Annotated in this window: 25 protein-coding genes; 16 read left to right on the top strand and 9 right to left on the bottom strand. The window is 35.8% G+C overall.

Features of this window, described 5'->3' with window-relative positions; all coding sequences use genetic code 11:
- The first annotated feature begins 10 nt into the window (after positions 1-10).
- From BLT30_RS09660 to BLT30_RS09610, 11 genes are all read left to right on the top strand, one after another.
- Positions 11-1606 (top strand): DUF4270 domain-containing protein, encoded by a 1596-nt coding sequence (locus BLT30_RS09660; protein ID WP_089873349.1) that lies wholly within the window; start codon positions 11-13, stop codon positions 1604-1606.
- A gap of 13 nt (positions 1607-1619) precedes the next feature.
- Positions 1620-3473 (top strand): glutamine--fructose-6-phosphate transaminase (isomerizing), encoded by a 1854-nt coding sequence (gene glmS, locus BLT30_RS09655; RefSeq protein ID WP_089873348.1) that lies wholly within the window; start codon positions 1620-1622, stop codon positions 3471-3473.
- 106 nt (positions 3474-3579) lie between these two features.
- Positions 3580-5010, top strand: coding sequence for a T9SS ring complex lipoprotein PorK/GldK (gene porK / locus BLT30_RS09650; protein WP_089873347.1), 1431 nt, complete (start codon positions 3580-3582; stop codon positions 5008-5010).
- A gap of 37 nt (positions 5011-5047) precedes the next feature.
- The gene (gene porL, locus BLT30_RS09645) at positions 5048-5725 is read left to right on the top strand and encodes a type IX secretion system motor protein PorL/GldL (protein ID WP_089873346.1); all 678 of its coding nucleotides are present in this window, start codon (positions 5048-5050) and stop codon (positions 5723-5725) included.
- A 47-nt stretch (positions 5726-5772) separates the two neighbouring features.
- Positions 5773-7341, top strand: coding sequence for a type IX secretion system motor protein PorM/GldM (porM, locus tag BLT30_RS09640; RefSeq protein ID WP_089873345.1), 1569 nt, complete (start codon positions 5773-5775; stop codon positions 7339-7341).
- A 49-nt stretch (positions 7342-7390) separates the two neighbouring features.
- The gene (gene porN, locus BLT30_RS09635) at positions 7391-8632 is read left to right on the top strand and encodes a type IX secretion system ring subunit PorN/GldN (RefSeq protein ID WP_221405581.1); all 1242 of its coding nucleotides are present in this window, start codon (positions 7391-7393) and stop codon (positions 8630-8632) included.
- Positions 8633-8690: 58 nt separating this feature from the next.
- Complete coding sequence (locus BLT30_RS09630; RefSeq protein ID WP_089873344.1) at positions 8691-9722, top strand: NAD(P)/FAD-dependent oxidoreductase; 1032 nt, start codon at positions 8691-8693, stop codon at positions 9720-9722.
- A gap of 82 nt (positions 9723-9804) precedes the next feature.
- The gene (locus BLT30_RS09625) at positions 9805-10518 is read left to right on the top strand and encodes a phosphoadenylyl-sulfate reductase (RefSeq protein WP_089873735.1); all 714 of its coding nucleotides are present in this window, start codon (positions 9805-9807) and stop codon (positions 10516-10518) included.
- Between the two features lie 18 nt (positions 10519-10536).
- A complete protein-coding gene (gene cysD, locus BLT30_RS09620) occupies positions 10537-11445 on the top strand; it encodes a sulfate adenylyltransferase subunit CysD (protein WP_089873343.1) in 909 nt (302 codons plus the stop codon).
- 73 nt (positions 11446-11518) lie between these two features.
- Positions 11519-12757, top strand: coding sequence for a sulfate adenylyltransferase subunit 1 (locus tag BLT30_RS09615; protein WP_089873734.1), 1239 nt, complete (start codon positions 11519-11521; stop codon positions 12755-12757).
- Positions 12758-12774: 17 nt separating this feature from the next.
- Positions 12775-14067, top strand: a complete 1293-nt coding sequence (locus BLT30_RS09610) for a TSUP family transporter (protein WP_089873342.1) — start codon at positions 12775-12777, stop codon at positions 14065-14067.
- Positions 14068-14218: 151 nt separating this feature from the next.
- Here the strand turns inward: BLT30_RS09610 and BLT30_RS09605 are convergent, their stop codons facing one another.
- Positions 14219-14734, bottom strand: a complete 516-nt coding sequence (locus BLT30_RS09605) for a hypothetical protein (RefSeq protein ID WP_089873341.1) — start codon at positions 14732-14734, stop codon at positions 14219-14221.
- Positions 14735-14750: 16 nt separating this feature from the next.
- Positions 14751-16661, bottom strand: coding sequence for an ABC-F family ATP-binding cassette domain-containing protein (locus BLT30_RS09600; RefSeq protein ID WP_089873340.1), 1911 nt, complete (start codon positions 16659-16661; stop codon positions 14751-14753).
- A 179-nt stretch (positions 16662-16840) separates the two neighbouring features.
- Here BLT30_RS09600 and BLT30_RS09595 point away from each other — a divergent pair, with 179 nt between their 5' ends.
- Positions 16841-17665 (top strand): carboxypeptidase-like regulatory domain-containing protein, encoded by an 825-nt coding sequence (locus BLT30_RS09595; protein WP_089873339.1) that lies wholly within the window; start codon positions 16841-16843, stop codon positions 17663-17665.
- Positions 17666-17704: 39 nt separating this feature from the next.
- Positions 17705-18484: an alpha/beta fold hydrolase gene (locus tag BLT30_RS09590; RefSeq protein ID WP_089873338.1), complete on the top strand. Its 780-nt coding sequence runs from the start codon at positions 17705-17707 to the stop codon at positions 18482-18484.
- On the opposite strand, the gene BLT30_RS09585 is transcribed toward BLT30_RS09590, so the two are convergent.
- Positions 18481-19341, bottom strand: a complete 861-nt coding sequence (locus tag BLT30_RS09585) for a GH25 family lysozyme (protein ID WP_089873337.1) — start codon at positions 19339-19341, stop codon at positions 18481-18483. The two genes, BLT30_RS09590 and BLT30_RS09585, sit on opposite strands and share 4 nt — an antisense overlap.
- 135 nt (positions 19342-19476) lie before the next feature.
- Here BLT30_RS09585 and BLT30_RS09580 point away from each other — a divergent pair, with 135 nt between their 5' ends.
- Together BLT30_RS09580 and BLT30_RS09575 are read left to right on the top strand one after the other, a co-directional pair.
- Positions 19477-19857, top strand: coding sequence for a hypothetical protein (locus BLT30_RS09580; RefSeq protein ID WP_139166616.1), 381 nt, complete (start codon positions 19477-19479; stop codon positions 19855-19857).
- Positions 19858-19999: 142 nt separating this feature from the next.
- Complete coding sequence (locus BLT30_RS09575) at positions 20000-20638, top strand: LolA family protein (RefSeq protein WP_089873335.1); 639 nt, start codon at positions 20000-20002, stop codon at positions 20636-20638.
- 85 nt (positions 20639-20723) lie between these two features.
- On the opposite strand, the gene BLT30_RS09570 is transcribed toward BLT30_RS09575, so the two are convergent.
- Both BLT30_RS09570 and BLT30_RS09565 read right to left on the bottom strand, forming a co-directional pair.
- Positions 20724-21308: a DUF3109 family protein gene (locus tag BLT30_RS09570; RefSeq protein WP_089873334.1), complete on the bottom strand. Its 585-nt coding sequence runs from the start codon at positions 21306-21308 to the stop codon at positions 20724-20726.
- A gap of 19 nt (positions 21309-21327) precedes the next feature.
- Positions 21328-22227, bottom strand: coding sequence for a DUF6427 family protein (locus BLT30_RS09565; protein WP_089873333.1), 900 nt, complete (start codon positions 22225-22227; stop codon positions 21328-21330).
- Between the two features lie 42 nt (positions 22228-22269).
- On the opposite strand from BLT30_RS09565, the gene BLT30_RS09560 reads away from it, so the two are divergent.
- Positions 22270-22503, top strand: coding sequence for a hypothetical protein (locus BLT30_RS09560; RefSeq protein WP_089873332.1), 234 nt, complete (start codon positions 22270-22272; stop codon positions 22501-22503).
- Between the two features lie 97 nt (positions 22504-22600).
- Here the strand turns inward: BLT30_RS09560 and BLT30_RS09555 are convergent, their stop codons facing one another.
- The 4 genes from BLT30_RS09555 to BLT30_RS09540 all read right to left on the bottom strand — a co-directional run bounded on the left by BLT30_RS09555 (position 22601) and on the right by BLT30_RS09540 (position 25357).
- Entirely contained in the window at positions 22601-23044 is a 444-nt protein-coding gene (locus BLT30_RS09555; protein WP_089873331.1) for a universal stress protein, read from the bottom strand.
- A 91-nt stretch (positions 23045-23135) separates the two neighbouring features.
- Positions 23136-23744 (bottom strand): fumarylacetoacetate hydrolase family protein, encoded by a 609-nt coding sequence (locus tag BLT30_RS09550; protein WP_089873330.1) that lies wholly within the window; start codon positions 23742-23744, stop codon positions 23136-23138.
- A gap of 27 nt (positions 23745-23771) precedes the next feature.
- Positions 23772-24536 carry a 3'-5' exonuclease gene (locus BLT30_RS09545; protein ID WP_089873329.1) on the bottom strand — a complete coding sequence of 255 codons (765 nt, stop codon included), beginning with the start codon at positions 24534-24536 and terminating at the stop codon, positions 23772-23774.
- A gap of 107 nt (positions 24537-24643) precedes the next feature.
- On the bottom strand, positions 24644-25357 hold the full coding sequence (locus tag BLT30_RS09540) for a CDP-alcohol phosphatidyltransferase family protein (protein WP_089873328.1): 714 nt from the start codon (positions 25355-25357) through the stop codon (positions 24644-24646).
- Positions 25358-25400 lie beyond the last annotated feature (43 nt).

Below are 25400 nucleotides of genomic sequence, written 5' to 3'. Positions count from 1 at the left end.
GGTGTTTAAAATGATAAAAATAAAAAAAATAATGAAGCTGGTCCCATTATTAGTAATGGGAATTGTTGTACTTAATTCTTGTGAAGGGGAATTAGATGACCTCGGATCTCAGCTTGTAGAAGGGTCTGATGCTTATGATAAAATCTTTGGAGTAACTGCTTACAACGTCAATAATGGTGACGTCCAAAAAGTAGTTACATCCCAATATGATAGTGTAAGGATTGGAGCATTTAGAGAGGATGTTTTTGGAGGACAAAAAGTGTCATACATCACTCAGTTGAGATTAAATACTTATGATCCGGATTTTGGAAAAAATCCTGTTATTGATTCTGTAGTTCTTACATTGAAACCAAGATACGAGTCTGCAACGGATTCTATCACTACTACTACAAATGAAGATTACGTTTATCCAGACGGGCAAGTAGCTGCTAAAAAAGTGGTAACAACTTATCCTGTTAGAAAATATGGGAAATACAAGATCAATGGTGAAAAAACGCCTTTTACTATAAAAGTTCATGAAGTTACGGATTTCTTAGGTGGTGCTTCTGATTCTATCCTGACGAATAAAGCATTTGCTTTAAGTTCAGAAATAGGTTCAAAATCATTTAATGGAACAGTTAACTCTGTTGTGGTCACAAAGGATTCTGATGCTTCTGAATTGCTTAATAGAGCTGTATCTTTCAGAATGGAATTGAAAAAAGAATTCTTTCAAGATAAAATTATTGCCAAACAAGGTAATCAGGTGCTTAAAGATGCAGCATCATTTATAAGATATTTCCGAGGAATCAGTATTTCTGTAGAGCAAAATGACGGATATCTTTTCTCGATGGCTCCAAATGATACAGGAATTACTATCTATTATAAGAATGATGTAACCGCAACAGACGGAACCGTTACAAGAACAAAACAAGAAACTACTCTTAACCTTGGGGCGTCAAATGTTCATTTAAGTCAAGTGATTTATGACAGAAACAGCGATAGCCCATATGCCAAAGCAATGTTAACTGCTGTGAAGTATGAGGATCTTAAGAAAAATCCCGGCTTGGCAGTTAACCCTGCAGACAAATTGTATTTACAAGGTATGGGAGGAAGCGGTATAGGAATTAGAATACCACAAGGTACAATTGATGCACTAAAACAAAAATTTCAAAACGAAAAAATAGCAATTGTTTCTGCTAAGATACGTTTATATAATAATGCTGATGAGTGGAACAATAAATTTAGAAAACCATCTAGTTTATTGGTTCAGGAGATGATAAAAGATACAGTTCGTTTTCTTCCGGATATGACGTCCTTGGCTTCTGCTGGATATAGTCTTGTGAAAACGGCCAATCTTTCTACAAAAGACGCTTATTATGATATAGGGATTACGGCTTCTTTGAAAAATATTGTGGAGAAAAATAATAATGCTCATGATTTTGTAATTAACGTAGGCAGTTATCTTTCTGATCCATCGACTGGAACATTGTTGGGACAAACGTACAATGATAGACCGTATAATCCTTTCAGAATTGCATTAACGGGAATAAATACTAATAATATAGGTCAAGAGCTATTACCGGATTCTAAAAATGTTCAGCTTAGAATAATATATACAAAAAAATAAAAACCAATTAGATATGTGTGGAATCGTCGGATATACAGGTTTTAGAGATGCGTATGAAATTGTTATCAATGGATTACGTCGTTTAGAGTACAGAGGCTATGATAGTGCGGGTATTATTTTAGAAACTGAAAACGGAAATTTAGAAGTTAAAAAAACCAAAGGTAAGGTAGATGACCTTGTGGCAATTTCAAAAGGTTTGAAAACTACTTCCAAAGTAGGAATGGGTCATACAAGATGGGCCACACACGGTGTTCCAAGCGACAATAATTCCCACCCACACCTTTCTAACAATAATAAAATAGCAATAGTTCATAATGGTATCATTGAAAATTATGATACTATAAAAACAATGCTGATCAATAAAGATTACGAGTTTAAATCCGAAACAGATACCGAAGTTTTGGTCAACCTTATCCAATATTTCTTGGACAAGGAAATCAACCTTAGCTTTCCAGAAGCAGTAAGATATGCTTTGAATGAAGTCTATGGGGCATATGCAGTCTCTGTAATGCATGATGATTTTCCTGGGCAATTGGTTGTAGCAAGATTAGGCTCTCCATTGGCAATTGGTATTGGAGATGATGAATATTTTGTCGCTTCTGATGCATCCCCATTTGTAGAGTTCACAAAAGAGGCGGTTTATTTAGAAGAAGGCCATATGGCTACTATTTCTCTCGAATCTGGAATTGATATTAGAACCATAAAAGAGAATGCCAAGATAGAACCTGCAATACAAGAACTAAGGCTTAATCTTGAGCAAATAGAAAAAGGAGGATACGAGCATTTTATGCTGAAAGAGATTTTTGAGCAATCAAAATCTGTTTTGGATACTATGAGAGGTAGATTATTGGTAGATGAAGGTGTGATAAAAATGGCCGGTATTTGGGATCATTTGGAAAGATTGACCAATGCTGAAAGAATTATTATTATCGCTTGTGGAACTTCTTGGCATGCCGGATTAATTGGGGAATATCTTATAGAAGAATTTGCTAGAGTTCCGGTTGAAGTAGAGTATGCGTCAGAGTTTCGATATAGAAACCCGATTATAACTTCCAAAGATGTTGTAATAGCTATTTCTCAATCTGGGGAAACAGCAGATACAATGGCTGCTATAAAATTGGCTAAGGAAAAAGGTGCTTTTGTTTATGGTATCTGCAACGTTGTAGATTCGTCTATTGCAAGAGTTACAGATGCTGGTTCTTATACACACGCCGGCCCAGAAATAGGAGTGGCTTCTACCAAAGCATTTACGGCGCAACTTACCATCCTTTCTTTGATAGCAATCAAATTGGGTAACCATAATGGTAACTTGGGTAAAGCTGATTTCATGAGATTGATTACTGAGCTGGATGCAATACCTAAAAAGATAGAAGAGGTTTTAAATTCTGTGGATTCAGTAGTTAAAGATATCGCTTCTAAATTTGTGAATGCAACTAATTTCTTGTATTTAGGAAGAGGATATAATTTTCCAACAGCTTTGGAAGGTGCTCTAAAACTTAAAGAGATATCGTATATCCACGCAGAAGGTTATCCTGCCGCAGAAATGAAACATGGTCCGATCGCATTGATCGATGAGAATATGCCAATAGTTATAATTGCTCCTAAAATTGGACATTATGATAAAATTGTAAGCAATGTTCAAGAGATCAAGGCAAGAAAAGGAAAAGTTATCGCAATCATCAATAAAGGTGATACCCAGGTAGCTTCTATGGCGGATCATATTATTGAGATCCCGGAAACATCTGAATGTTTCTCCCCAATATTAGCGTCTATTCCATTACAATTATTGGCATATTATATTGCTGTGGAAAGAGGGGCTAATGTAGATCAGCCAAGAAACCTTGCTAAATCAGTAACTGTAGAATAATTTCATGCTTTATGAAATATTCTTTAACAAATTACGTTTTGAATAAAAATTGATAATTATTCATAAAAAAAATTATATATTTACCGCTTAATTTCTTTAAAATAGGATGAAAAGGATATTACTTATATTATTATCAACTTCAGTTATAATTTCTTGTTCCAATGGGGGCGGAAAAGGTATAACTGGTAATCCCGGTATCAAGGGAGAATTGATTCCAAGAGGGTCTTCGAAATCGTTTGTTGCAGAAAGACCATATGGAATGGTTCCAATCCCAGGTGGTTCTTTTGTGATGGGTATGGCGGATCAGGATTTCTCCAATACTCCAGAAAAAGCAATGCCAAAAACTGTGACGGTATCTGCCTTTTTTATGGATGAGACCGAGATTACGAATGCAGAATATAGATTATTCATCAATGCAGTCAGAGACTCTATTGCGAGAGGTTTATTAGCAGAAGCCGCTGGTGAAGGTGGTGGAGATGGTGAAGGAGGTAATGGTGGCTCTATTGCAGATTATGCCTATGCAGGTAAAAAAACTGGGGAAGAAGCGACCCCATACCAAAAATTCTTAGAGTCTCAAGGAGGTAGAGAAGGTGGCTATGATGAATCTAAAAAATTGGATAAGAAAGTCCCACTTACGTATAATACATCAGCCTATCCAGATGAGAAATATGCCGAAGTATTGGAATCAATGTATCTGCCTGCAGAAAAGAGAATCAATAACGAAAGGATTATTGATTGGTCAAAGATCAAATACGCTTACCAATGGGAGGATGTAGCTTCTGCTGTAAAAGATAAGGACAGAGGTTCACAATATCTTAAAAAAGAAAGTATTGCCGTTTATCCTGATACTACCGTTTGGGTAAAAGATTTCAAATATGCCTATAATGAACCGTTATTTGGACAGTATTTTTGGCATAGTGCGTACAAGGAATATCCTGTTGTAGGGGTTACTTGGGATCAAGCGAGAGCTTTTTGTGATTTCAGGACCAAAATGAAGGCAGATTACAACAATAGTATTAAAAAGAAAAAGCAAAAACCTATGAGATTCCGTCTTCCTACTGAGTCAGAGTGGGAATATGCTGCTAAAGGGGGAATCCAGAATGCCACTTATCCTTGGGGAGGGCCGTACCTGCAGGATGACAGAGGATGTTATTTGGCTAACTTCAAACCTAAAAGAGGTAACTATATAGAAGACGAAAAAACGGGGAACTACACATATACAGCACCTGTGAAAAAATTCTCTAAAAACGGATACGGATTATATGATATGGCAGGAAACGTTTCTGAATGGACAGAATCACCATTCAATAACTCTGCTTATGAATTCTCATCTTCTTTGAATCCAAGTCTTTCTGCTAACGCGGCAAATGACGTTAAAAAAACTGTAAGAGGTGGATCATGGAAAGATGTAGGATATCTATTGATGACAGGTTATAGGGATTGGGAAAGAAAAGATTCTGCAAGAAGCTATATCGGATTCAGAACAATTCAAGATATTCCTTCAGGGTCAGGTAGATTTTCAAGAAAAACTAAATAATAATTAACTAACTATTACTAACTAAAAATTCAAAAAAATGTTTAAAACTAAAGATTCAATCACGAATTTTATCTATTCGTTTGGTGCTGCTATCGTAATCTTGGGAGCTTTATTTAAAATGACGCACTGGCATGTTGGTCCTATTACTGGTAACGTTGCACTTGCTGCAGGTTTGATTACAGAGGCGTTAATTTTCTTATTCTTCGCATTCGATCCACCAAAGTCAGAAGAGAACTATGCTTGGGAGAATGTTTATCCGGAATTATTGGACGAAACTGCTGAGAGACAACCTAGAAAAGCTGTTAATAAAGTAGAGAACAAAGAATTGGAAATATCATTGTCTGATAAGCTTGACAAAATGTTAGCTGATGCTAAATTGGATGTTAGCTTATTCGAAAGACTTAGAGGTGGAATTGACAAATTCTCTTCTTCAGTTGATCAGATCAACCAAACAGTAGATGTTTCTGCTTCTACACACAAATATAATGAGCAGTTGAATCTTGCTGCTTCTCACTTGGAAAGCATGAATGCCTTATATGCGCTTCAATTGGAGCATGGACAAAAACAATCAGAATTCAGTAAAAAATATGTTGAAGATATTCAGAAATCTGCAGCACAATCAGAAAAATTCAATGAGGAATTACTAGGTTTGACATCTAATCTTAATAATCTTAATAGAGTTTATGGTGGTATGCTTAGCGCAATGAAGTCTTAATAACTATCATTTTAATTATTGTTTAACGATTAAATTATTTTATTAAAATGGCAGGAGGTAAACAGACACCACGTCAGAAGATGATCAACCTGATGTATTTGGTTTTCATTGCAATGCTTGCGATGCAGATCGATCAGGAAATCATCAGATCATATAAAGATACCAATCAATCCCTAATGGATACCAGATTGATTGTAGAGAAGAAAAATGATGACATCTTTGAGAAAACTTTAGCTGCTAAAGCTCAAACTTCTCCAGAAAGTTATCAGTCTCTTTTTGATCAATATAAAACCTTAAAAGGGAAAACCAATGATTTGGTAACTTATATTGATGGCTTAAAAACAACAATGGGTACTGCTGCAGAATATAATTCTGATGCTGAGATTGAAGAGAGTTTTGCTTCTCTTAATAATACCGAGCCGGCAACTAACCTTTTCTTTAAAGATGGAGATGAAAAAAACATTAGCGATAAATCTAATGAATTAAAGGCAAAAATTGACGATCTAAGAAATTTTATTACTTCAACTTTTGGTAATAATGCACAATTGAAGTCCGTTGCTGATAGAGCTCAGAGACATTTGGTTGCTGAGTTTGCAAAAGACGACAAAAGAAGCAAAAAAGGATGGTTTCAATATAAGTTCTATAATCAACCATTGATTGCTGCTTTATCTAATCTTGAAGTTATACAATCTGAAGCAAGAAACCTTCAGTCTGATGCATTGACTTCTATGCTTCAGGAAAAAGTGGATGCAGATATTAAGTTTGATGCTTATGAAGCTTTGGTTTCAGGGCCTAGCTCTGTAATGAAAGGTGAGCCTGCTGAGATTAAAATTGCTATTGGTACTTTTGCAAGCTCTGTTCCTGGTTTGGCTATTACTGGTGCTAAAGTTGTCAATGGGCAAGGTATCATTACGCCTGCCACAGGTGCTGTGGGAGCGCAGGAGTTTAAAGGTCAAATTTCATTTACGGATAAAAATGGAAAGGTGCATTCACTTCCATACGCCCATACTCTAAATGTAGTTTCTGGAGCAGAAGCACTTAAAGAACAAAATGGTGCGATTTTACAAGCAGACAAAATGATGGTATTGTATAGAGGTCTTCAGAACCCAGTTTCTGGGGCAATCCTTGGAGCTGATCTTAGTGCTACCACTTTATCTGCACCTGGGGCATCAGTTAGCGGAGGAAAAGGAAAATGGATGGTTACACCTGGAGCTGGAAGTACTGTTAAATTAACAATTTCTGGAAAAGCACCAAGTGGAAAAGTTATTTCTCAAGGTTTTGATTTCAGAATCAAGAATATTCCTCCACCAAAAGGACAGATCAGAGGGGCTAGTTATACATCCATGCCTGCTGCTTCGATTTCTAAGCAGACGCTTTCTGCAACATTGCCTGATTTCGATTTTCCAGTTAGTTTTGATGTTGTAAGTTTCAAAGTTAAAGTTGCTGGTAAACCTGCTATGTCAATCAATGGAAGTTCATTAGGTCAAGCAGAATCATTGACAAAAGGATTAAGAAGTGGTGACATTGTCACGATTTTTGATATTCAAGCAAAAGCTAACGGCTTAAATGGAGTAGTACTCCCTAATATAGGAAACGTTATTATCAACGTTCTATAAAAATTTAAAATTAAAAGTTGATTGATTTTATACTATTCAATATTTATTTATGAAAAAGATTATATATAGTTTAATTTGTCTTTCCTCTACCATTGCTTATGCTCAGAACAGCATACTCAATGCCAGTTCTCCACAGACATTCCGTGAAGAACGCGAGATCAAGAAAGATAGTATTGCTTCACCTCTTAAATATGGTTTTATCGAGGATAAGGATATATTGAGAAGTATGGTTGTATGGGAAATTATTGATATGAATGATAAGATCAATCAGCCTTTTTACCATAACTCAGACGGCCTTGTTTCTCAGAACAAATCATTGTATCAAGTTTTGCTTGATGCTGTGAACAATGGTAAGATCAAAGAGGTCTATTCCGGCGACGATTTTACAGCAAGGTTAACTCCTGAGCAAATCGTGACTGCGACTTCTGCTGTGCAAGTAGCGGATTACTTTTCTCAAACACTTAACGAGAACAAGATCGAAGATGGAACTGCAAATAATTTAAAAAAATATTTCAATTCGATTATTAATTCCACGGATGCTGATATTAGCGCTCTGAAAGCTTTTTATGGAACTCGTCTGGAAGATATACTTCTTGTAAATGATGGTAGCACTCCAACTGCTACTGAGGAAACACCTGTTGAGACTACAACTACAACCAAAAAAGGTAAGAAGAAGAAAGTAACAAAAAAAACAGCTGCTAAGCCAGTTAGCATTCCTCCAGGTACAGTTTTGGTCAAATTAGACGGTAGCTGGTATAAAATCAATAGAAATGATATCTCAGCAAATGTTGATAAGATTGTAACAGGAACTGAAAAGGTTAAGGCTTTGAAACTGATGGGAATGTGGTATGTTGATAAAAGAGATTCTCAACTTAGATACAGATTGTTAGGAATTGCTGCTATGGGTGAAGATCCAAATGCTGCTAAACTTAGAGCATCTCAGGCACAAGCTCTGGCAGAAGCTGGACAACCTGTTGATAATTCTACAATGAGTGGCAGTGCTGCAGATCTGATTGATCTTTTCTGGATCTACTATCCGGATGCTCGTCAGGTTTTGACTACCAATTTCATTTTCAATGCTAAAAACTCTACATCTGACATTACATTCGATGATGTATTGAACCAAAGACGTTTTTCATCAATTATTTATAAATCTGATAACGGTCTTGGAAAAGGAGGAAGCGGAGTTATTGATGAATATATTCCGAATGATGCCGATGGACAGATAGAAGAAAGCGATAGAATCAAAGCACAGATTCTGCAAATGGAAAACGATATGTGGAATTACTAATATTTCTCATAGTCTAAATAAAAAAACCTAAGTATCTTTACTTAGGTTTTTTATTTTTATGGAACAGGTAGATTACATTATCATTGGGGCAGGTTATGCAGGAATCTTTTTTGCACATCAATTATTAAAGGAAAATAAATCCTTTAAGATTTTCTATGATGACAATATTTCTGCTTCCCAAATCTCCGCTGGTGTTTGTAACCCTGTTATTCTGAAGAGATTTACAACGTTCTGGAAGTCACAGGAACAAATAGATTATCTTGATGTTATCTTTGATGAAATCGAAAAATATCAGTCCAAAAAATATTTGATTGATGAAAACGTTGTCCGAATTTTTCATAACGATTCTGAGAAAATTCAATGGAAGAAAAATTCTGAAAAAGAAAACTTACAATCTTTTCTTAACAATGACTTTATCAAACTTGATAGTGTAGAAAATCCTTTCGAAACCGGAAAAGTCAACCATTCTTCAAGATTGAATGTTACTGAATTCTTCCAAGATATGCTCAATTATTTTGAAGAGAATAATTATTTGATCAAAGAAAAATTTGATTATGATTTGATTAATACTGAGAATAATTCCTACAAATATCTTTCATTTAAAAACCTTGTTTTCTGCGAAGGTGTTGCAAGTAATCACAATCCTTATTTCAAAGAAATTCCCATCAAACCGAATAAAGGGCATTGTTTAAAACTTAAACTTAAAGATAAACCAGAACCTTATATTATCAAGAAAAAACATTTCTTATTCAACCTTAAAGATGATGAATATTATTACGGTGGCACTTACGACCGTTTTGATATGACGGATGACATCAATCAGGAATCTTTTGAAGAATTAGGAAATGGACTTCAAGAATTGTATAAAAAAGATTTTGAAATCAAAGACGTTAATTTTGCTTTTCGAGCAACGGTTATTGATAGAAGACCAATTTTAGGTAGGCATAAGGAACATCAGAACTTTTATATTTTTAATGGACTTGGAGCGAGAGGCGTTTACAACGGGAGCTATTTTTCAAAAGTCCTTTTCGATTATTTAGAAAATGACATTAAACTTGATGCTGAAATTGATGTGAAAAGATTTTACTGATCTAATTAACAAAATTTAAATTATACTAATTTGGTCAGAGTTGAATGAATTGTTAAATTTGTATTTCGGATAATATCTAATGATGAAGAACGAACTAAAAGAAACTTACCAAAAACTGATTGATGAAAATATTGAATCAAAATCAATAGAAGAAGTTCTGGAGATTCTGACGACTATTTTTCCCGACGAAGTTTGCTTTTCCACAAGCTTTAGTTTCGAAGACCAAGTGATTACGGATTATGTCAAAAACTCAGGAATCAAAGTCTTCACTTTAGACACAGGCCGTCTGTTCGAAGATACTTACAATACTTGGAATTTAACCAAATCCAAATACCAGCTTCCGATCAAAGCTTATTATCCGGATCCAGAAGAATTAGAGCCATTCATTCAGGACAATGGTCCGGATTCATTTTACAGGTCCGTAGAGAATAGGAAAACTTGTTGCGACATCAGAAAAGTTCATCCTTTGAAAAGAGCTTTGAAAGGTAACAAAATATGGATTACGGGATTGAGGGCCGAACATTCTGTTGCAAGAGAAAACCTTTCTCAATTCGAATGGGACGAGTCCAACCAAATCATAAAATATCATCCAATCCTCTTCTGGACAACGGGACAAGTGAAAGATTACATCAAAAAAAATAATATTCCTTACAATATTTTGCACGACAAAGGTTTCGTCAGCATTGGTTGCGCACCTTGTACACGTGCAATCCAGCCGGGCGAAGATTTTCGTGCCGGTCGATGGTGGTGGGAGGATGCCAGCAAAAAAGAATGTGGTCTCCACGTTCACAAATAATAATTAATTAAAATTAAAATGTCAAAATATCATTTGGATTATCTGGAACAGTTAGAATCCGAAGCCATTCATATTTTCAGGGAAGTTGCGGGTCAGTTTGAACGACCGGCTTTGCTTTTCAGTGGTGGAAAAGACAGCATTACGTTGGTGCATTTGGCGCTGAAAGCTTTTCGTCCGGGGAAATTCCCGTTTCCTTTGGTTCATATCGATACTGGTCATAATTTTCCCGAAGTTCTCGAATTTCGTGACCAATTAGCTGAGCAAATTGACGAAAAACTGATTATAAGAAAAGTAGAAGATACCATCAAAGAAAAAGGCTTAACTGAACCAAAAGGTAAATTACCAAGCAGAAATGCTTTGCAGACTTTCACACTTTTGGACACCGTTGAAGAATTCGAATTCGATTGCTGTATCGGCGGAGGAAGACGTGACGAGGAAAAAGCCAGAGCTAAAGAAAGAATTTTCTCCGTTCGTGATGATTTCGGACAATGGGACCCGAAACTTCAACGTCCCGAACTTTGGAACACTTACAACGGAAAAATCCACAAAGGAGAACAGGTAAGAGCATTTCCAATCAGTAACTGGACAGAATTAGACGTTTGGAATTATATTTTGAAAGAGAATATTCAGTTACCATCAATCTATTTTTCACACGAGAGAGAAGTTCTCAATCTGGACAATCAATTCATCGCAATGAACGAGTTCGTGAATCTAGAAGAAGACGATATTGTGACAAAAGAAAAAGTACGATACAGAACGGTTGGCGATATGACTTGCACCGCAGCGGTTTTATCCGAGGCTGATAATCTGGAACAAGTGATTGCAGAGATTATCACCACAAAAACCAGCGAACGTGGCGAAACCAGAATAGACGACCGAACTTCGGAAGCCGCAATGGAAGACAGAAAGAAGGCCGGATACTTTTAATATTAATGATAAATGATCAATGATTGCATTTCCAAAATCATTTATCAATTATCAAATATCAATTATCAAAACAATGGACATATTAAGATTTATAACTGCAGGAAGCGTAGATGACGGAAAAAGTACACTGATAGGCAGATTATTATACGATAGCAAAAATATTCTCATAGACCAATTAGAAGCCGTTGAACGCGCAAGTAAATTCAAAAATGACGGAACCATTGATTTGGCTTTGCTGACAGACGGTTTGAGGGCCGAACGTGAGCAGGGAATTACAATTGACGTTGCTTACAAATATTTCTCCACTCCGAAACGTAAATTCATCATTGCTGATGCGCCGGGTCACGTCCAATATACTAGAAATATGATTACTGGAGCCAGCAACGCTGCTTTAATCATTATTCTGATTGATGCCAGAAACGGAATCATAGAACAGACCAAAAGACATTCAATCATTGCATCATTACTTAACATTCCGAATGTGGTTGTCGCGATTAACAAGTTGGATCTAGTTGGTTATTCAGAAGAGATTTTCAATAATATTAAAGAAGAATATTCAAAAATAGCAGAACAGCTGTCTTTGAATAATGTCGTTTATATCCCGATCTCAGCTTTAGACGGTGATAATATCGTTGACAAATCCGAAAACCTGAATTGGTATCAAGGAAAAACGTTACTAGATTATTTGGAAACTGTTGAGCTGGAAAACACGATCAATCTGAATAAAGCTAGATTTCCTGTTCAATATGTAATTCGTCCTCAGACAGAAGAACTTCACGATTATCGTGGATATGCAGGAAAAATCACCAGCGGAATTTACAAAGTTGGAGATTCGGTGACGATTTTACCTTCCGGAACTGAAAGTAAAATTTCTGCAATAGAAGTCGCCCAAAAACAAGTTGAAGAAGCATTTGCACCTCAAAGTGTGGTTTTACATTTAGAAAATGATGTGGATATTAGCCGAGGCGATTTAATTGTAAAATCAGATGACCTTCCAAAAACCGAACAGGAATTAGAAGTTCTGGTTTGCTGGATGGGAGATAAACCTTTGAAATCGGGTTCAAAATATCTGATTCAAAATAACACAACCCAAGTCAAAGGAATCATAAAAGACATCGAATATAAATTGGATGTCAATACTTTAGAGAAACAGGAAGTTGAGCAGGTCTCACTTAATGAAATTGTAAAACTGAAACTCAAAACTGCAAAACCTTTGGCTTATGATTCTTACAAAGATTTAGCTTCCAATGGCGGAATTATCTTTATCGATGAGACGAGTTTTGTAACAGTTGGTGCAGGATTGATTCAGTAATTTTAAATAAACAGACTGTGACATCAAAAATTTCACTTCCGGTTTTCATCAACGCATCGACTAACAAGATCCTGATCGTCGGCGGTGGAAAATTAGCTTCGGAACAGCTTAATGATTTGATGCAGAATATTCCGGATGCTAATATCAGCGTTCTCGCAAAGAGACTTTCTGATGATATCAAAAACCTGTTGTTGGAAAATACATCGGTCAAGATTATCAATGAAGATTTTGATGATTCTTATTTGGAGATTGCAGACTTGTTCATTGTGGCTACAGAAGATCCTGTTCAAGACCAGCTGATAATTAATAAAATCAAAGAAAGAAAGAACTTATATTTTGCTCCAAGTCTTCCTTCTGAAAATGATTTTTTCTTTCGAGGGAATAACGATAAACAAGAGAGAAAATCTCTTTTCATTATTAACGGGGAAAAAAAATGGCGCAGAATTGCAACCATATTTTTCTGGGCATTCGTTGTTCTGTTAATAGGAAATATTGTATCATTTTACATAGGATTCGAAGATTTTAAAGTCGCTTATCAATACCTGAATCATAATACGGATGAACGATTTTTCTGGTTATTCTTGGTTGGATTTTTGGCCCAGTTAATTGACGGTGCTTTGGGAATGGGTTACGGTGTAACTTGTACTGCGGCACTTTTGTACATAGGAATTCCGCTGCCGGCAATCAGCAGTAGTATTCATACTGCAGAAATGTTTTCAAGCGGCGCTTCGGGCTTCAGTCATTACAAATTTGGGAATATCAATAAGAAATTATTCAAAAATATATTGATTCCAGGCGTTATTGGAGCAGTTTTAGGAGCGTTGTTGTTATCATATTTTGGAGAAAAATATGCTGGAATTATTAAACCTTTTTTAGCACTTTATACTTTCGTTCTCGGGATCAGGATCTTACTCAATGCTTTCAAGAAAAATAAAAATCGTAAAAAAACCAAAAGAGTAGGCTGGCTTGCAGGAGCTGGCGGGTTTTTGGATTCATTTGGTGGTGGAGGTTGGGGACCGCTGGTAACTTCAACATTGATCTCGAAAGGAAAAACACCGCGTTATGTGATCGGAACAGTCAGTTTAACAGAATTCTTTGTGACATTTGCGAGTGCATTGACATTCTTCTCAGTTATCGGAATCAGCCATTGGCAGTTGATTGCCGGATTGATTTTAGGTGGCATTCTCGCAGCGCCAATTGCAGCGAGACTTGCCGGGAAATTGCCTCTGAAAGCAATGTTCATCGGAGTTGGATTGATGGTAATTATCTGGAGTCTTAATGTTCTTTTGAAAACATTTCATATCATATAGATAATTTGGGCAAACCCCTCGCCAACGCTTTCCAGCCGCTTGGGTCGGGCTATCCGTTGCAATCTTTTTCTTTTCCTTATATGAAAGAAAAGAAAAAGGATTTCCACTACTATCCCTTTTGCAGGTTAGTAACAATCAATTATTTTACACTTTATAAGAACGTCAGCAACAAAGCAATCAAAATCCCAATTACAGTAAAAACCATTCCTCTTTTGAAGACTTTAGATTTTGGCGGAAACATCCAAAAACTGGATAATACAAAGAAAAATAAACAAACGCCGAAAAATGTATTGAGCGGAGAAAGGGTCTGTTCCGATTTTGCTTTGTGAAGTTTCGTCATTTTGTCCCATACAAACGGCAGTTCTTTTTTTGTGTAATCTGCTTTTCCGGTTAGAGAATTATAAGTGCCTTCTTTGAAATAAAAAATACCATTCTGAGTTTTGGTCACCTCAAAGTTTTTGATTTTCGTCTCTTCACCAATTTGTTTCTCGGTCAGATTTTTCTCAAAAACTTTCTCATAATGATTTTCTTTTTTCAAAAAATCGGTGTCACGGTAAATCAAAATCACACCGCTTATTGCATAGACAGCCATTATTCCCGCCATCAGATATCCAAGATATCTGTGAACGATTCTCATAAAACTTCTTGTGTCCTTTACCTTATCCATAACCTAAAAATCATAACTAATCCTGAAGTTCCAGCCAACGCATTTCGAATTTCTCCAATTTTTCGGAAAGCGTTTCCAATTCGGCAGAAAGTTTTGAGATTTTATCGTAATCTGCTTCATTATTCAGTTGCTCCAGAATTTTGCTTCTTTGCTCTTCCAATTTTGGCATTTCTTTCTCGATAGTTTCCAGCTCGTGCTGTTCCTTGAAAGATAATTTCTTTTTTGGTTGTTGGTTACTGGTTGTTGGTTGCTGGCTTGTAACACTAAGCGGAGTCGAAATGTTTTCTGATTTCTTATTTACAGCTTCGGTTTTTTCTACTTTCTGACTTCTGTCTTCCGACTTCTGACTTTCTCGATATTCAGAGAAATTCCCAACAAACTCCTTGATTTTTCCTTCGCCTTCAAAAGCCAGAACGTGGTCCACAATTCTGTCCATAAAATAACGGTCGTGAGAAACGATGATCAAACTGCCTTGAAAATTCTGAAGAAAATTCTCAAGAACCGTCAAAGTTGGCAAATCCAAATCATTCGTAGGCTCATCAAAAATCAGGAAATTCGGATTCTGATAAAGAATATACATCAGGTGTAAACGACGCTTTTCTCCCCCAGAAAGTTTCGAAATTGGCGAGTATTGCGTTTGGTCATCGAACAAGAATAATCTCAAAAACTGAGATGCTGATATTGTTTTTCCATTCGCTAAAGGGAAATTTTCGCCAATCTCCTTGATGAAATCAATGACCCTTTCGTTTTCTTTATATTGAAGTCCTTTCTGAGCAAAATATCCGAATTTAATCGTTTCTCCAGTTTCAATTTCCCCCGAATCTTTCGGTTCAAAACCTTGAATGATATTCAGTAAAGTAGATTTTCCGGCTCCGTTTTTCCCAACGATTCCCACTTTTTCGCCTCTTTGAAATTGATAGGAGAAATCTTTGAACAAAACTTTGTTACCAAAACTTTTATTGATATTTCTAAGCTCAAGAATCTTATTTCCCAGTCTTTTCATTTCAAAATCCAGTTCCAGAGCTTGTTTTCTCGTATCGGTTTTCGCTACTTTTTCAGTTTCGTAGAAATCATCTTGTCTGGATTTTGATTTCGTAGTTCTCGCTTTTGGTTGTCGTCGCATCCATTCCAATTCCTTTCTGTAAAGGTTTTGCGCTTTATCAATCGTTGAGTTCAGGTTATCCTCACGAATCATTTTATTCTCAAGATAAGTAGCGTAACTTCCATTGTGGAGATAGAGATTTCCGTCTTCCATTTCCCATATTTTGTCACAAACAGCATCCAGGAAATAACGGTCGTGGGTCACAAGAAGCAAGGTGATTTTTGCTTTACTCAGATAATTTTCCAGCCATTCCACCATTTCCACATCCAAATGATTGGTCGGCTCATCCATGATCAACAACGTATGGCGATGTTCTGCCCGGGTTTCTGTCAATAGTTTTGCTAAAGCAATTCTTTTGATTTGTCCACCGGAAAGTGTTCCCATTTTTGCCGATAGATCTGTGATCTTTAGCTGAGAAAGAATCTGTTCCATCTCATTTTCCAAATCCCAGGCTTTATGGATTTCCATTTCTGCCAAAGCCGTTTCCATATCATCCGGGTTTTCCGAGGTCAAAGCGTGGTGATACTTCTTCAAAGCCAAAATCGGTGCAGAATCCAAAGTCATCATAAACTCGTCCACAGAGAGTTTCGGGTCAAAATCAATTTCCTGGTCAAATAAAACTACCTGAATATCCTTGTTGATAACCACATCTCCGCTGTCAGCAATTTCCTTCCCCATCAGGATTTTTAGTAACGTTGATTTTCCACTTCCGTTTTTGGCAACGATGGCAATTTTGTCGCCTTCGTTCACGTGGAAGGTAATATTTTTGAACAAAACTTTGACACCGTAAGATTTGCTAAGATTTTCTGCAGAAACGTAATTCATTAGTTATAAATGATGATTGATAATTTGAACGATTTGCAAAAATAAGAAATTGAAACTCGATAATCCTGCTACTATTGATTAATATTCAGAAAACTTTAACTAAAAGATTAGTCGATTTAACCTTTCTTTGAGAGAATCAGAATGGAAAATTTCAGAATTTTGCTCTCAAATTAGTAAGTATGAAAAAATTCAACATTATTTTTGCTTTATTCGTATTTGTAGCGTCTCAGGCACAACTTATTTCTGGAACTGTTTTATCAAAAGATGATAACCAACCCGTTCCTTATGCCAAAATCGGAATCATTAATAGCAATTACGGAGTTCAGGCCGATGAAAATGGAAAATTCCAAATTCAATTGGAGAAGGTCAGCAAAGACAAAGAGCTGATTGTTGTAGTTGGAGGATACAAACAGTTCAGAAGTACGGTGGAAGACTTCGTCAAGAGCAATCCTCACAACATCTATTTGTATGAAAAAGTGACCAATATTCAGGAAGTTGTCATTACACCTCAAAATTATAAAGAGAAAAACCTGGGTATCAACAGCAAGTCAAAATCGATGATGTTCACACCTAATATGGAAAAGGGAAATTCTGTTGTGGAAGAAACAGCAGTAGAATTTAGTTCTAGCAAAAGATTGAAAATCAATAAAATCAATATGAATTTTTCCAGATTCGAATCGACTACGCCCATCAAAGTTCGTTACACGGTTTACGATGAAAAAGATGGAAAACCAAATAATCTGATTTTGGAAGATGATATTATCGCAACAATTAGTAAAGACAATTTACAAGACTGGACTTTTTCTATAGATGTAAGCAGAGAAAATATTTGGTTACAAGGAAAGTTCTTTGTCGGGATTCAATTTATTGGACAGTCTGATGGCAAAGTGGCTTTGAGTGGTGCCATGTTCAGGTCTGGTTATTATCGTTCATTTTATGGAAATTGGGAGAAGATTGGTATTGCTGCACCGGCAATTAATATTGATGTGAAGGTGAGAAAATAATTCGACTTATTATTAAATTTGATAATCAATCACATCAAGATGAAAAAAATATTAGCCTTGATCATTCTGCTTGTTTTTACAGTTTCTTTTGCTCAAGTTTTTGATTTTGGAAAAAATCCGAAAGCTGGAAAAATCCTTCATTTGAAAGATGCAGATATTTACTACGAAATTTATGGAAAGGGCGAACCATTGTTTTTACTTCACGGAAATGGAGGAAGCATTGATGCTTTTTCGAAGGAAATTCCGGAATTATCTAAACATTTTAAAGTTATTGCAATGGATACACGAGCTCAAGGGAAAAGTACGGATACTTCAGCAGATCCTTTGACTTATATTAAGTTTGCTGATGATGTAAAAGCCATTGCAGATGAATTGAAATTGAAAAAAATCAATATTCTTGGCTGGAGTGACGGCGGAAATACAGGACTCGAATTTGCTATCAAATATCCAAAAATGGCAAGTAAAATCATCACAAGCGGAGCCAATGTTTTTCCAAATGGAGTAGGTGAAAATGAAGTGGAGAACATGAAAAGGGATGCCGAAAAAATGCGTGCTGAAAACAAACCGGAACGTGATATCAGATTACTTCAGTTGATGATTGATGAACCAAAAATCACCAAAGAACAACTCAATAACATCAAAGCAAAAGTCTTTGCAGTAGCTGGGGAAAATGATTTGATTCTTCGTTCTCATACAGAATACATCGCAAAAGAGATCCCCAACGCTAAACTGAAAATCTATCAAGGTGCATCACACGGTGTTCCGATAGAAAGAGCAGAAGAGTTGAGTAATGATGTGATTGATTTTATAAAGGATTAATCAATCGTCAGCATTTTCAACGACCAAAGATTCCCATTATAAATATCCAGATCAACTTTTGAATTGATCCCATAAACGATTCCGTTTTCTGAGAATTGCCAAAATTGCCATTCATCATCAGGAGAAGGCGTTGGAACATCATTATAATTCGCCAGCCAAAGCGGATAATCATCCAACTCGCCTTTCAGATAATCTTTGTAGTAATGATAATAAGTGTAAATAATCGGTTTTTCGCCGTAAGTATCTTCCATTATTTTTATCCAGACTTTGAGGTCAGAAACCAGTTGTTCTTTTGTTTTTTTTCTGGGATTTTTCTCGATGTCGAGAATTGGTGGAAGATCACCTGATTCTAACTTGGCAACAGAAAGAAAAGAATTGGCCTGCATCACAGGGTCTTCATCCGGACGATAAAAATGATACGCACCGCGAATTAAGTTGTGTTGTTTTGCCGTTTCCCAAAAATGGTCAAAATTCTTATCCAATTTTCGGTTTCCCATACTTGCTCTCAGAACTACAAATTTCAAAGGAATGGTTCTGTTGCCGATGCTCAAACTATCCCATTGGATGTCTTCTTTTCTTTGATAATGAGAAATATCGAAACCAAAAGTCTGATTGGAATAAAGCCCGATTATTTTTTCAATTCGTTGAGATTCGGTTTCAGTATTTGATAGTTTCTTATGCTCAAAGTGTTTTCCTAAATAATAGGTGAAATAATAATTGATCTTCTGTCTTAGATAAAAACCAGTTCCCAGTAAAGAAATGCAAAGTATAATCAACAGGATCCAACGCTTCTTGAGATACGCTTGCTTTCTTTTCTGATGGATTTTTCTTTGAGTAGTCCGGTTTGTCTTGGCCATAAGTTTTGCAAAAATATTATTTTTATCTATTTGAAATGTCGAAGAAAATTTATTTTTAAAAATTAAAAGATTAATGAATATTTTTGGCTTACTTTATGCTAATATTGTAACATTAATTTTAAAATATAAAAAACGATGAAAAAGAGACTATTATCATTAGCAGCAGTTCTATTTGTAGCAGTTGTAATGAACGCTCAAACTGTAAAAGAAGAAGTTAAAAAAGATTCAAAAGCTGTAGGAACTGCTGTGGAAAAAGGAGCTAAAGCAACAGGAGAAGGTGTAAAAGATGCTGCGAAATGGACAGGGAAAACCGCTGAAAAAGGAGCAAAAGCCACTGCTGAAGGTGTAAAAGACGGAGCGAAGTGGACAGGGAAAAAGGTTAAGAAAGGCGCAAAAGCTACAAAAAAAGGAGTGAAGGACGGTGCAAAATGGACTGGGAAAACAGCAAAAAAAGGAGCCGATGCAGTTAGTGATACTTACAAAGACGTGAAAGACGATATCAAAAAGAAAGATTAATTTCTCTTGAATCAATAGAAACAACTTCAAATCCAGAAGTTGTTTCTATTTTTTTGTAACAAAAACAACAAGAGGTGAACTAACGGAAAAGTATTATTCTGTGAATTTCACTATATTCGTTCATATAAAATAAAAAATTAAAATGAAAAAATTGATTTTGACATTTGCTCTTTCTGTTGCGACAGTAGCAAATATTTCTGCTCAAACAGCAAAGCAAGTGATTGATAATTATATTACTGCGCTTGGAGGAAAACAAAAACTGGAGTCTGTAAAAACGCTTTCTATGAAAAATACCATCAGCGTGATGGGAATGGAAATGGAAGGGAAAACTGTAAAAAAAGACAACAAATTCAAATCTACCCAAAGTATGATGGGACAGGAGATGTCTCAGGTTTTTGACGGGGAAAAAGGTTTTGCAAACCAAATGGGACAAAAGGTGGATTTCCCAGCTGACCAAGTAGCAAAATTAAAGGATGCAAAAATAATGGATGCGCTTGGAATGAATCCTGAAAAAATTAAGACTGTTGAGAAAAAACAGATCGATGGCAAAGATTATATTGTTCTTTCTTCTGATGACAGCAAATATTATTTTGATGCAAAAACCAATTTGCTTTACAAAACCGAAGGCGATAAAGGAACAATGACCATTTCCAAATATGCTGACGTGGACGGAATCAAATTCGTGGAAGAAATGTCCATCGATGCGGCTGGACAGCAAGTTCAGGTGAAGAATTCTGAAATCAAAATCAATCAGCCTGTTTCTGATGACGAATTCAAATAAGTCAATTTGAAATAAAATATAAAAGGATTCAAATAATTTTGAATCCTTTTTTTGTGAAATATTTCACGATTTGAAATCTCAAATCTCAAGTATTATATTCTTTCTCCCACTCTTCGGCAGCTTCACAAAGTGTATTGTAAAAATCTTCGCCGTATTTTCGGATAAGCGGTTCTTTAAGGAATTGATAAATTCTGACCTGCAATTCTTTTCCCAGAGTACAGGCATCATTACAGATTTCCCATTCGTGATAGTTCAAGGCAACAAAAGTTTTGTACTCATTCACACGGATTGGATAAAGGTGACAGGAGATGGGTTTTTTCCAATCAACCACACCGTCTTCATAAGCTTTTTCGATGCCGCATTTTGTTGTTCCTTTTTCATCAAAAATCACATAAGCACATTCGCTTCCGTTCACCAAAGTCGTTACATAACCGCCGTCATAAGGGTCGACCACCCAAGTTCCCTGTTCTTCGATGGCCTTTACACCTTCTGGTCTCAGGTAAGATTTTATTTTCGGGAAAATTTCGTCCAATATTGGCAGTTCGTCTTTGTCAAGAGGTGCTCCTGTATCGCCGTCAACACAACATACACCTTTGCATTTGGTAAGATTGCAGACAAAACTTTCTGCGAAAACATCTTCTGAAATTAATTTATCATCTATCTGAATCATTCGACATCCATTTTAAATTTTATACAAAATTAACGATTTTAAAGATCGCAAGCGTAAAGACAATTATCCAAAGTCCAACTTCCTGCATCCAATATTGGGGTAAGAAACGCAGCATTCTGCTGATAATGATGCTTGAAGGCAGCGCGAGAAGCAACAGATATTCGTAGTTGGTTCCCATATAGAAAATAATCGTGATCAATTGAGCAAGAGAAAATACAAGGACAAAAGTGTATTTGTACCGGCTTATTGGACTTTTCTCGTTGTAATGTTTGAAATGGTCAGAAAGTGAGTAGAGCAGCATCAGTGCGATCGGACTTAATATATACAACGGATAATAAGAATCCAATGCCTCGAATTTACCATAAAAAGGTAAATAAGTTTTGTCCCAAGTCGTGTAATGGATGAGATACATCAATCCGAAATAACTCAGTACGATCAAAATAACGCCAAATAATAATCTGAAAAGATTAAGTCCGATTCTTCCCGAAGTTCCTATAATATGGAAAATTACAAAAACGCCCATTGGCCAGCTTGACGGAAAAACCAGATAATTGAAAGCTAGGATAGAACCTACCAGCGTAAAGGAACTTTTTCTCAATTGGTCGTTTTGGCTGGTTAAGATCAATAATAGAATAGAGCTCATCAGAAAAGTGAATGCCAATCCCAAATCGATGGTTCCATCATAAAATGAAGCCACAAAAATTGTGTAAAGAAAGAGCGGAAGATGCGAAAACTGATTAAGCGCAATCGCATTGAATAAAAAATATCCCAAACTGATTCCCGTAAATGTAATTATGGCTGGAAATACATCTATGTATTTGAAATCTAATAGGTTAAGTGATAAAAATATCAGAAACAAAAAACCGATGTAAACTGGAACCGAAAAAATATTGCTTTCTTTAGAAAGTAATCGAAACATTTTTTATAAATTTGTGCAAAGTTAATTTAAAAAAAGAAAAATATGACATCTTTCTGGTTAGCATTAAGTGCAGCATTCAAATGGTCTTTTGGTTTCTTCGACCTTACTGCTAATGTTTTGAATTGGATTTTATTCCTTGTAGCTTCTGGATTTTTTACATATTGGTGCTATATTTTGGTAGTCACATTAGGAGCACAAAAAGATAAAGATTACCATTCCCCAACAGAAGGAAAGCATCCTTACTACGACCCAAAAATTTACAAAAACGAAGGTTAAATAAATTGATTATATTTATAAAAAACCCGTCTTGTTATTGCAACGAGACGGGTTCTTTTATTTTTGATCTTTTGCCTTGAGCTTTGGTCTTTTAGAATTATTCCTCATCGTGACAAGGGACAACCAAAACGGGAATTTTTGATTTTCGGGTAATTTCTTTGGTCAAACTACCGATGAAAACATCATAAACACCGCTTCTTCCGTGGGAACCAACTACAATATAATCAGCATTTTTTTCGTCAGAATATTCTAAAATTGTATCGCCAGCGACACCCTGTTTTAGAATGTGAGTACAGTTTACACCTTGAGAGGTCACTCTTTGCTCAAGTCTGTTGAGTTCTTTCAATTCGTATTTGATTTCGTTTTCTTCCACTTCCGGAAAATACTGGAAGCCCATATCTCCAATCACAAAACCAATATCTGTAGCAGCAACGTGAATTAGTGCAATCTCGGCATTTACATCTTTTGCAAAACCAACAGCATAATCTACCAATTTGTCAGAGCTGTCAGAGAAATCTACGGGTAAAATAATTTTTTTCATAATCTCAAGGTTTATAGTATTTCTATTTGTAGAAAAGCAAAAACTCAGCCATTTTCACATTTCTAGGTATGATATAAATTTCAATGAAAAGTTACTGAATTTTCAGAGAAAACAATTTTTTATCTTCGAGAGATGCTTCCAGCAAATCATTCTCAGAAACTTTTCCAACACCTTTGGGCGTTCCGGTGAAAATCAAATCGCCGACTCTCAATGTGAAATATTGTGACACAAATGCAATAATGTCATCAAAACTGAAGATCATATCTTTTGTATTTCCGTTTTGGACTTGCTCGTTATTTTTTACCAGAGAAAAATTCAGATCCTGTAAATCATAATTTACCTTAGAAACAAAATCCGAAACCACGGCCGAACCATCAAAGCCTTTTGCCAACTCCCAAGGCAAGCCTTTATCCTTTAATTTGGACTGCAAATCTCTTGCTGTAAAATCAATCCCAAGACCAATCTCGTCATAATGTTTTCCTGCATTTTCTTTTTGGATATATTTTCCGCCTTTTGAGATTTTCAGAACAACTTCCAATTCATAATGGACATCATCAGAGAATTCCGGAATGTAAAAATCAGAACCCTTTTTCAAGATAGCGGTATCAGGTTTCATAAAGATTACCGGATCTTCAGGAACTTCATTTCCCAGTTCTTTGGCGTGTTCGCTGTAATTCCTTCCTATGCAGATTATTTTCATTAGTAATTAAATTAAATATTTATGAAATTAGAATCGAGACTTCAACTGGATTTTAGTAAATATTTTCTTGGTATAAAGTGGAAAATCCGCACTTTGAAGCCAGCCGTAGTAACCCAAATCTTTTTGGAAAACATCTTTCACTTTTTGACCTTTATATTTACCAAAAGCAAAAATCTCTTGTTCGTTTTCATCAAAATGAATCATTCCTGCCAAGTCCGCAAATTTGTTCTGCGTAGAAAAATCACTTAACTCAGCAATTTCGTTTGGAACATCATCATATTTTCCGACTTGTGCGTCCAGAACTTCGAAAGTTGCCATTACATCAGCCTCTGCAGAATGTGCATTCTCCAACATTTTTCCGCAATAGAATTGATAAGCGGCGCCAAGATTTCTAGGTTCCTTTTTGAAGAAGATATTTTGGGCATCTACAAAACGATGTTTGCCAAGGTCAAAATCTACATCCGCTCTTAACATTTCCTCGGCCAAAACAGGAATGTCGAATCTGTTGGAATTGAAACCTCCCAAATCAGAATCCTTGATCATTGCCATTACTTTCGGAGCAATTTCTCGGAAGGTTGGTGCTTCTGCAACATCTTCGTCATAGATTCCGTGGATTGCAGAAGATTCTTTTGGAATGGGCATTTCCGGATTTACGCGCCAGGTTTTGCTTTCTCGCGAAGCATCTGGATTGACTTTTAGAATACAAATTTCTACAATTCTGTCTTTTCCGATGTTGGTTCCGGTCGTTTCCAAATCGAAAACGCAAAGAGGTTTATGGAGTTTTAGGTTCATTTTTTTATAATTGATTTTATTTTGCCGGATATCGGAAGACCGATGTCCGATGTTTTTAATAATATGTTTTTTTATTGTTTTCGACTTGAAGATCTTCCATCTTCAGACTACTTAAGTTGTTTTTGGAATATTAATGAAATTAAGATGTAATATATGATCATTAACGGAATTCCTGTTGTTTTGAAAATTAATAAGATCAAAATCCCGCCAATCAATAATGCTAATTTTGGATAATTGTCTTTTAATTGTTTCGACTTGAATTTCATTGCAATCATTTTGATTGGGCTTACCAAAAGCCAAGATGAAATTACCGTGAAAATCAGTAAATAAATTTCGTTTTCAAATAAAAAACTGAAATTTCCCGATTCTTTATAGACATAGAATAATCCAAAGATTAATATCGTATTACTCGGTGTATTAAGTCCTTTGAAGTAATATTTCTGGTCATCATCCAAATTAAAAATTGCTAATCTAAGACAAGAGAAAAGTGTAATCAGAAAACCAAAATATTTGACTTCAAAAGGTAGTTCGATTCCGAAAAATTGGTTGCCATAAGGTTCCAGCATTTTCATCATCGCAACACCCGGCAAAAAACCAAAACTTACCATATCCGCCAAAGAATCCAGCTGTCCGCCAAGATTACTGCTGGAACCCAATGCTCTCGCAACAAAACCGTCAAAGAAATCAAGAACCAAAGAAATAATAATACAAATCGCTGTCGTTTGATAATCGCCGGAAAATAAATGAACAATCCCAACACAACCAGAAAAAAGATTTCCTAAAGTAAATGCGTTGGCGAGGTTGTTTTTGATGAAATTCATATCACAAAAATAGTAAAAACTAATACAAGGAAAGTTTTAATTT

The sequence above is a fragment of the Epilithonimonas hungarica genome (genome assembly GCF_900102265.1).
GTDB classification, from domain to species: domain Bacteria; phylum Bacteroidota; class Bacteroidia; order Flavobacteriales; family Weeksellaceae; genus Epilithonimonas; species Epilithonimonas hungarica.
Note: the sequence above shows the minus strand (reverse complement) of the source record. Positions and strands in the feature narration are given on the sequence as shown.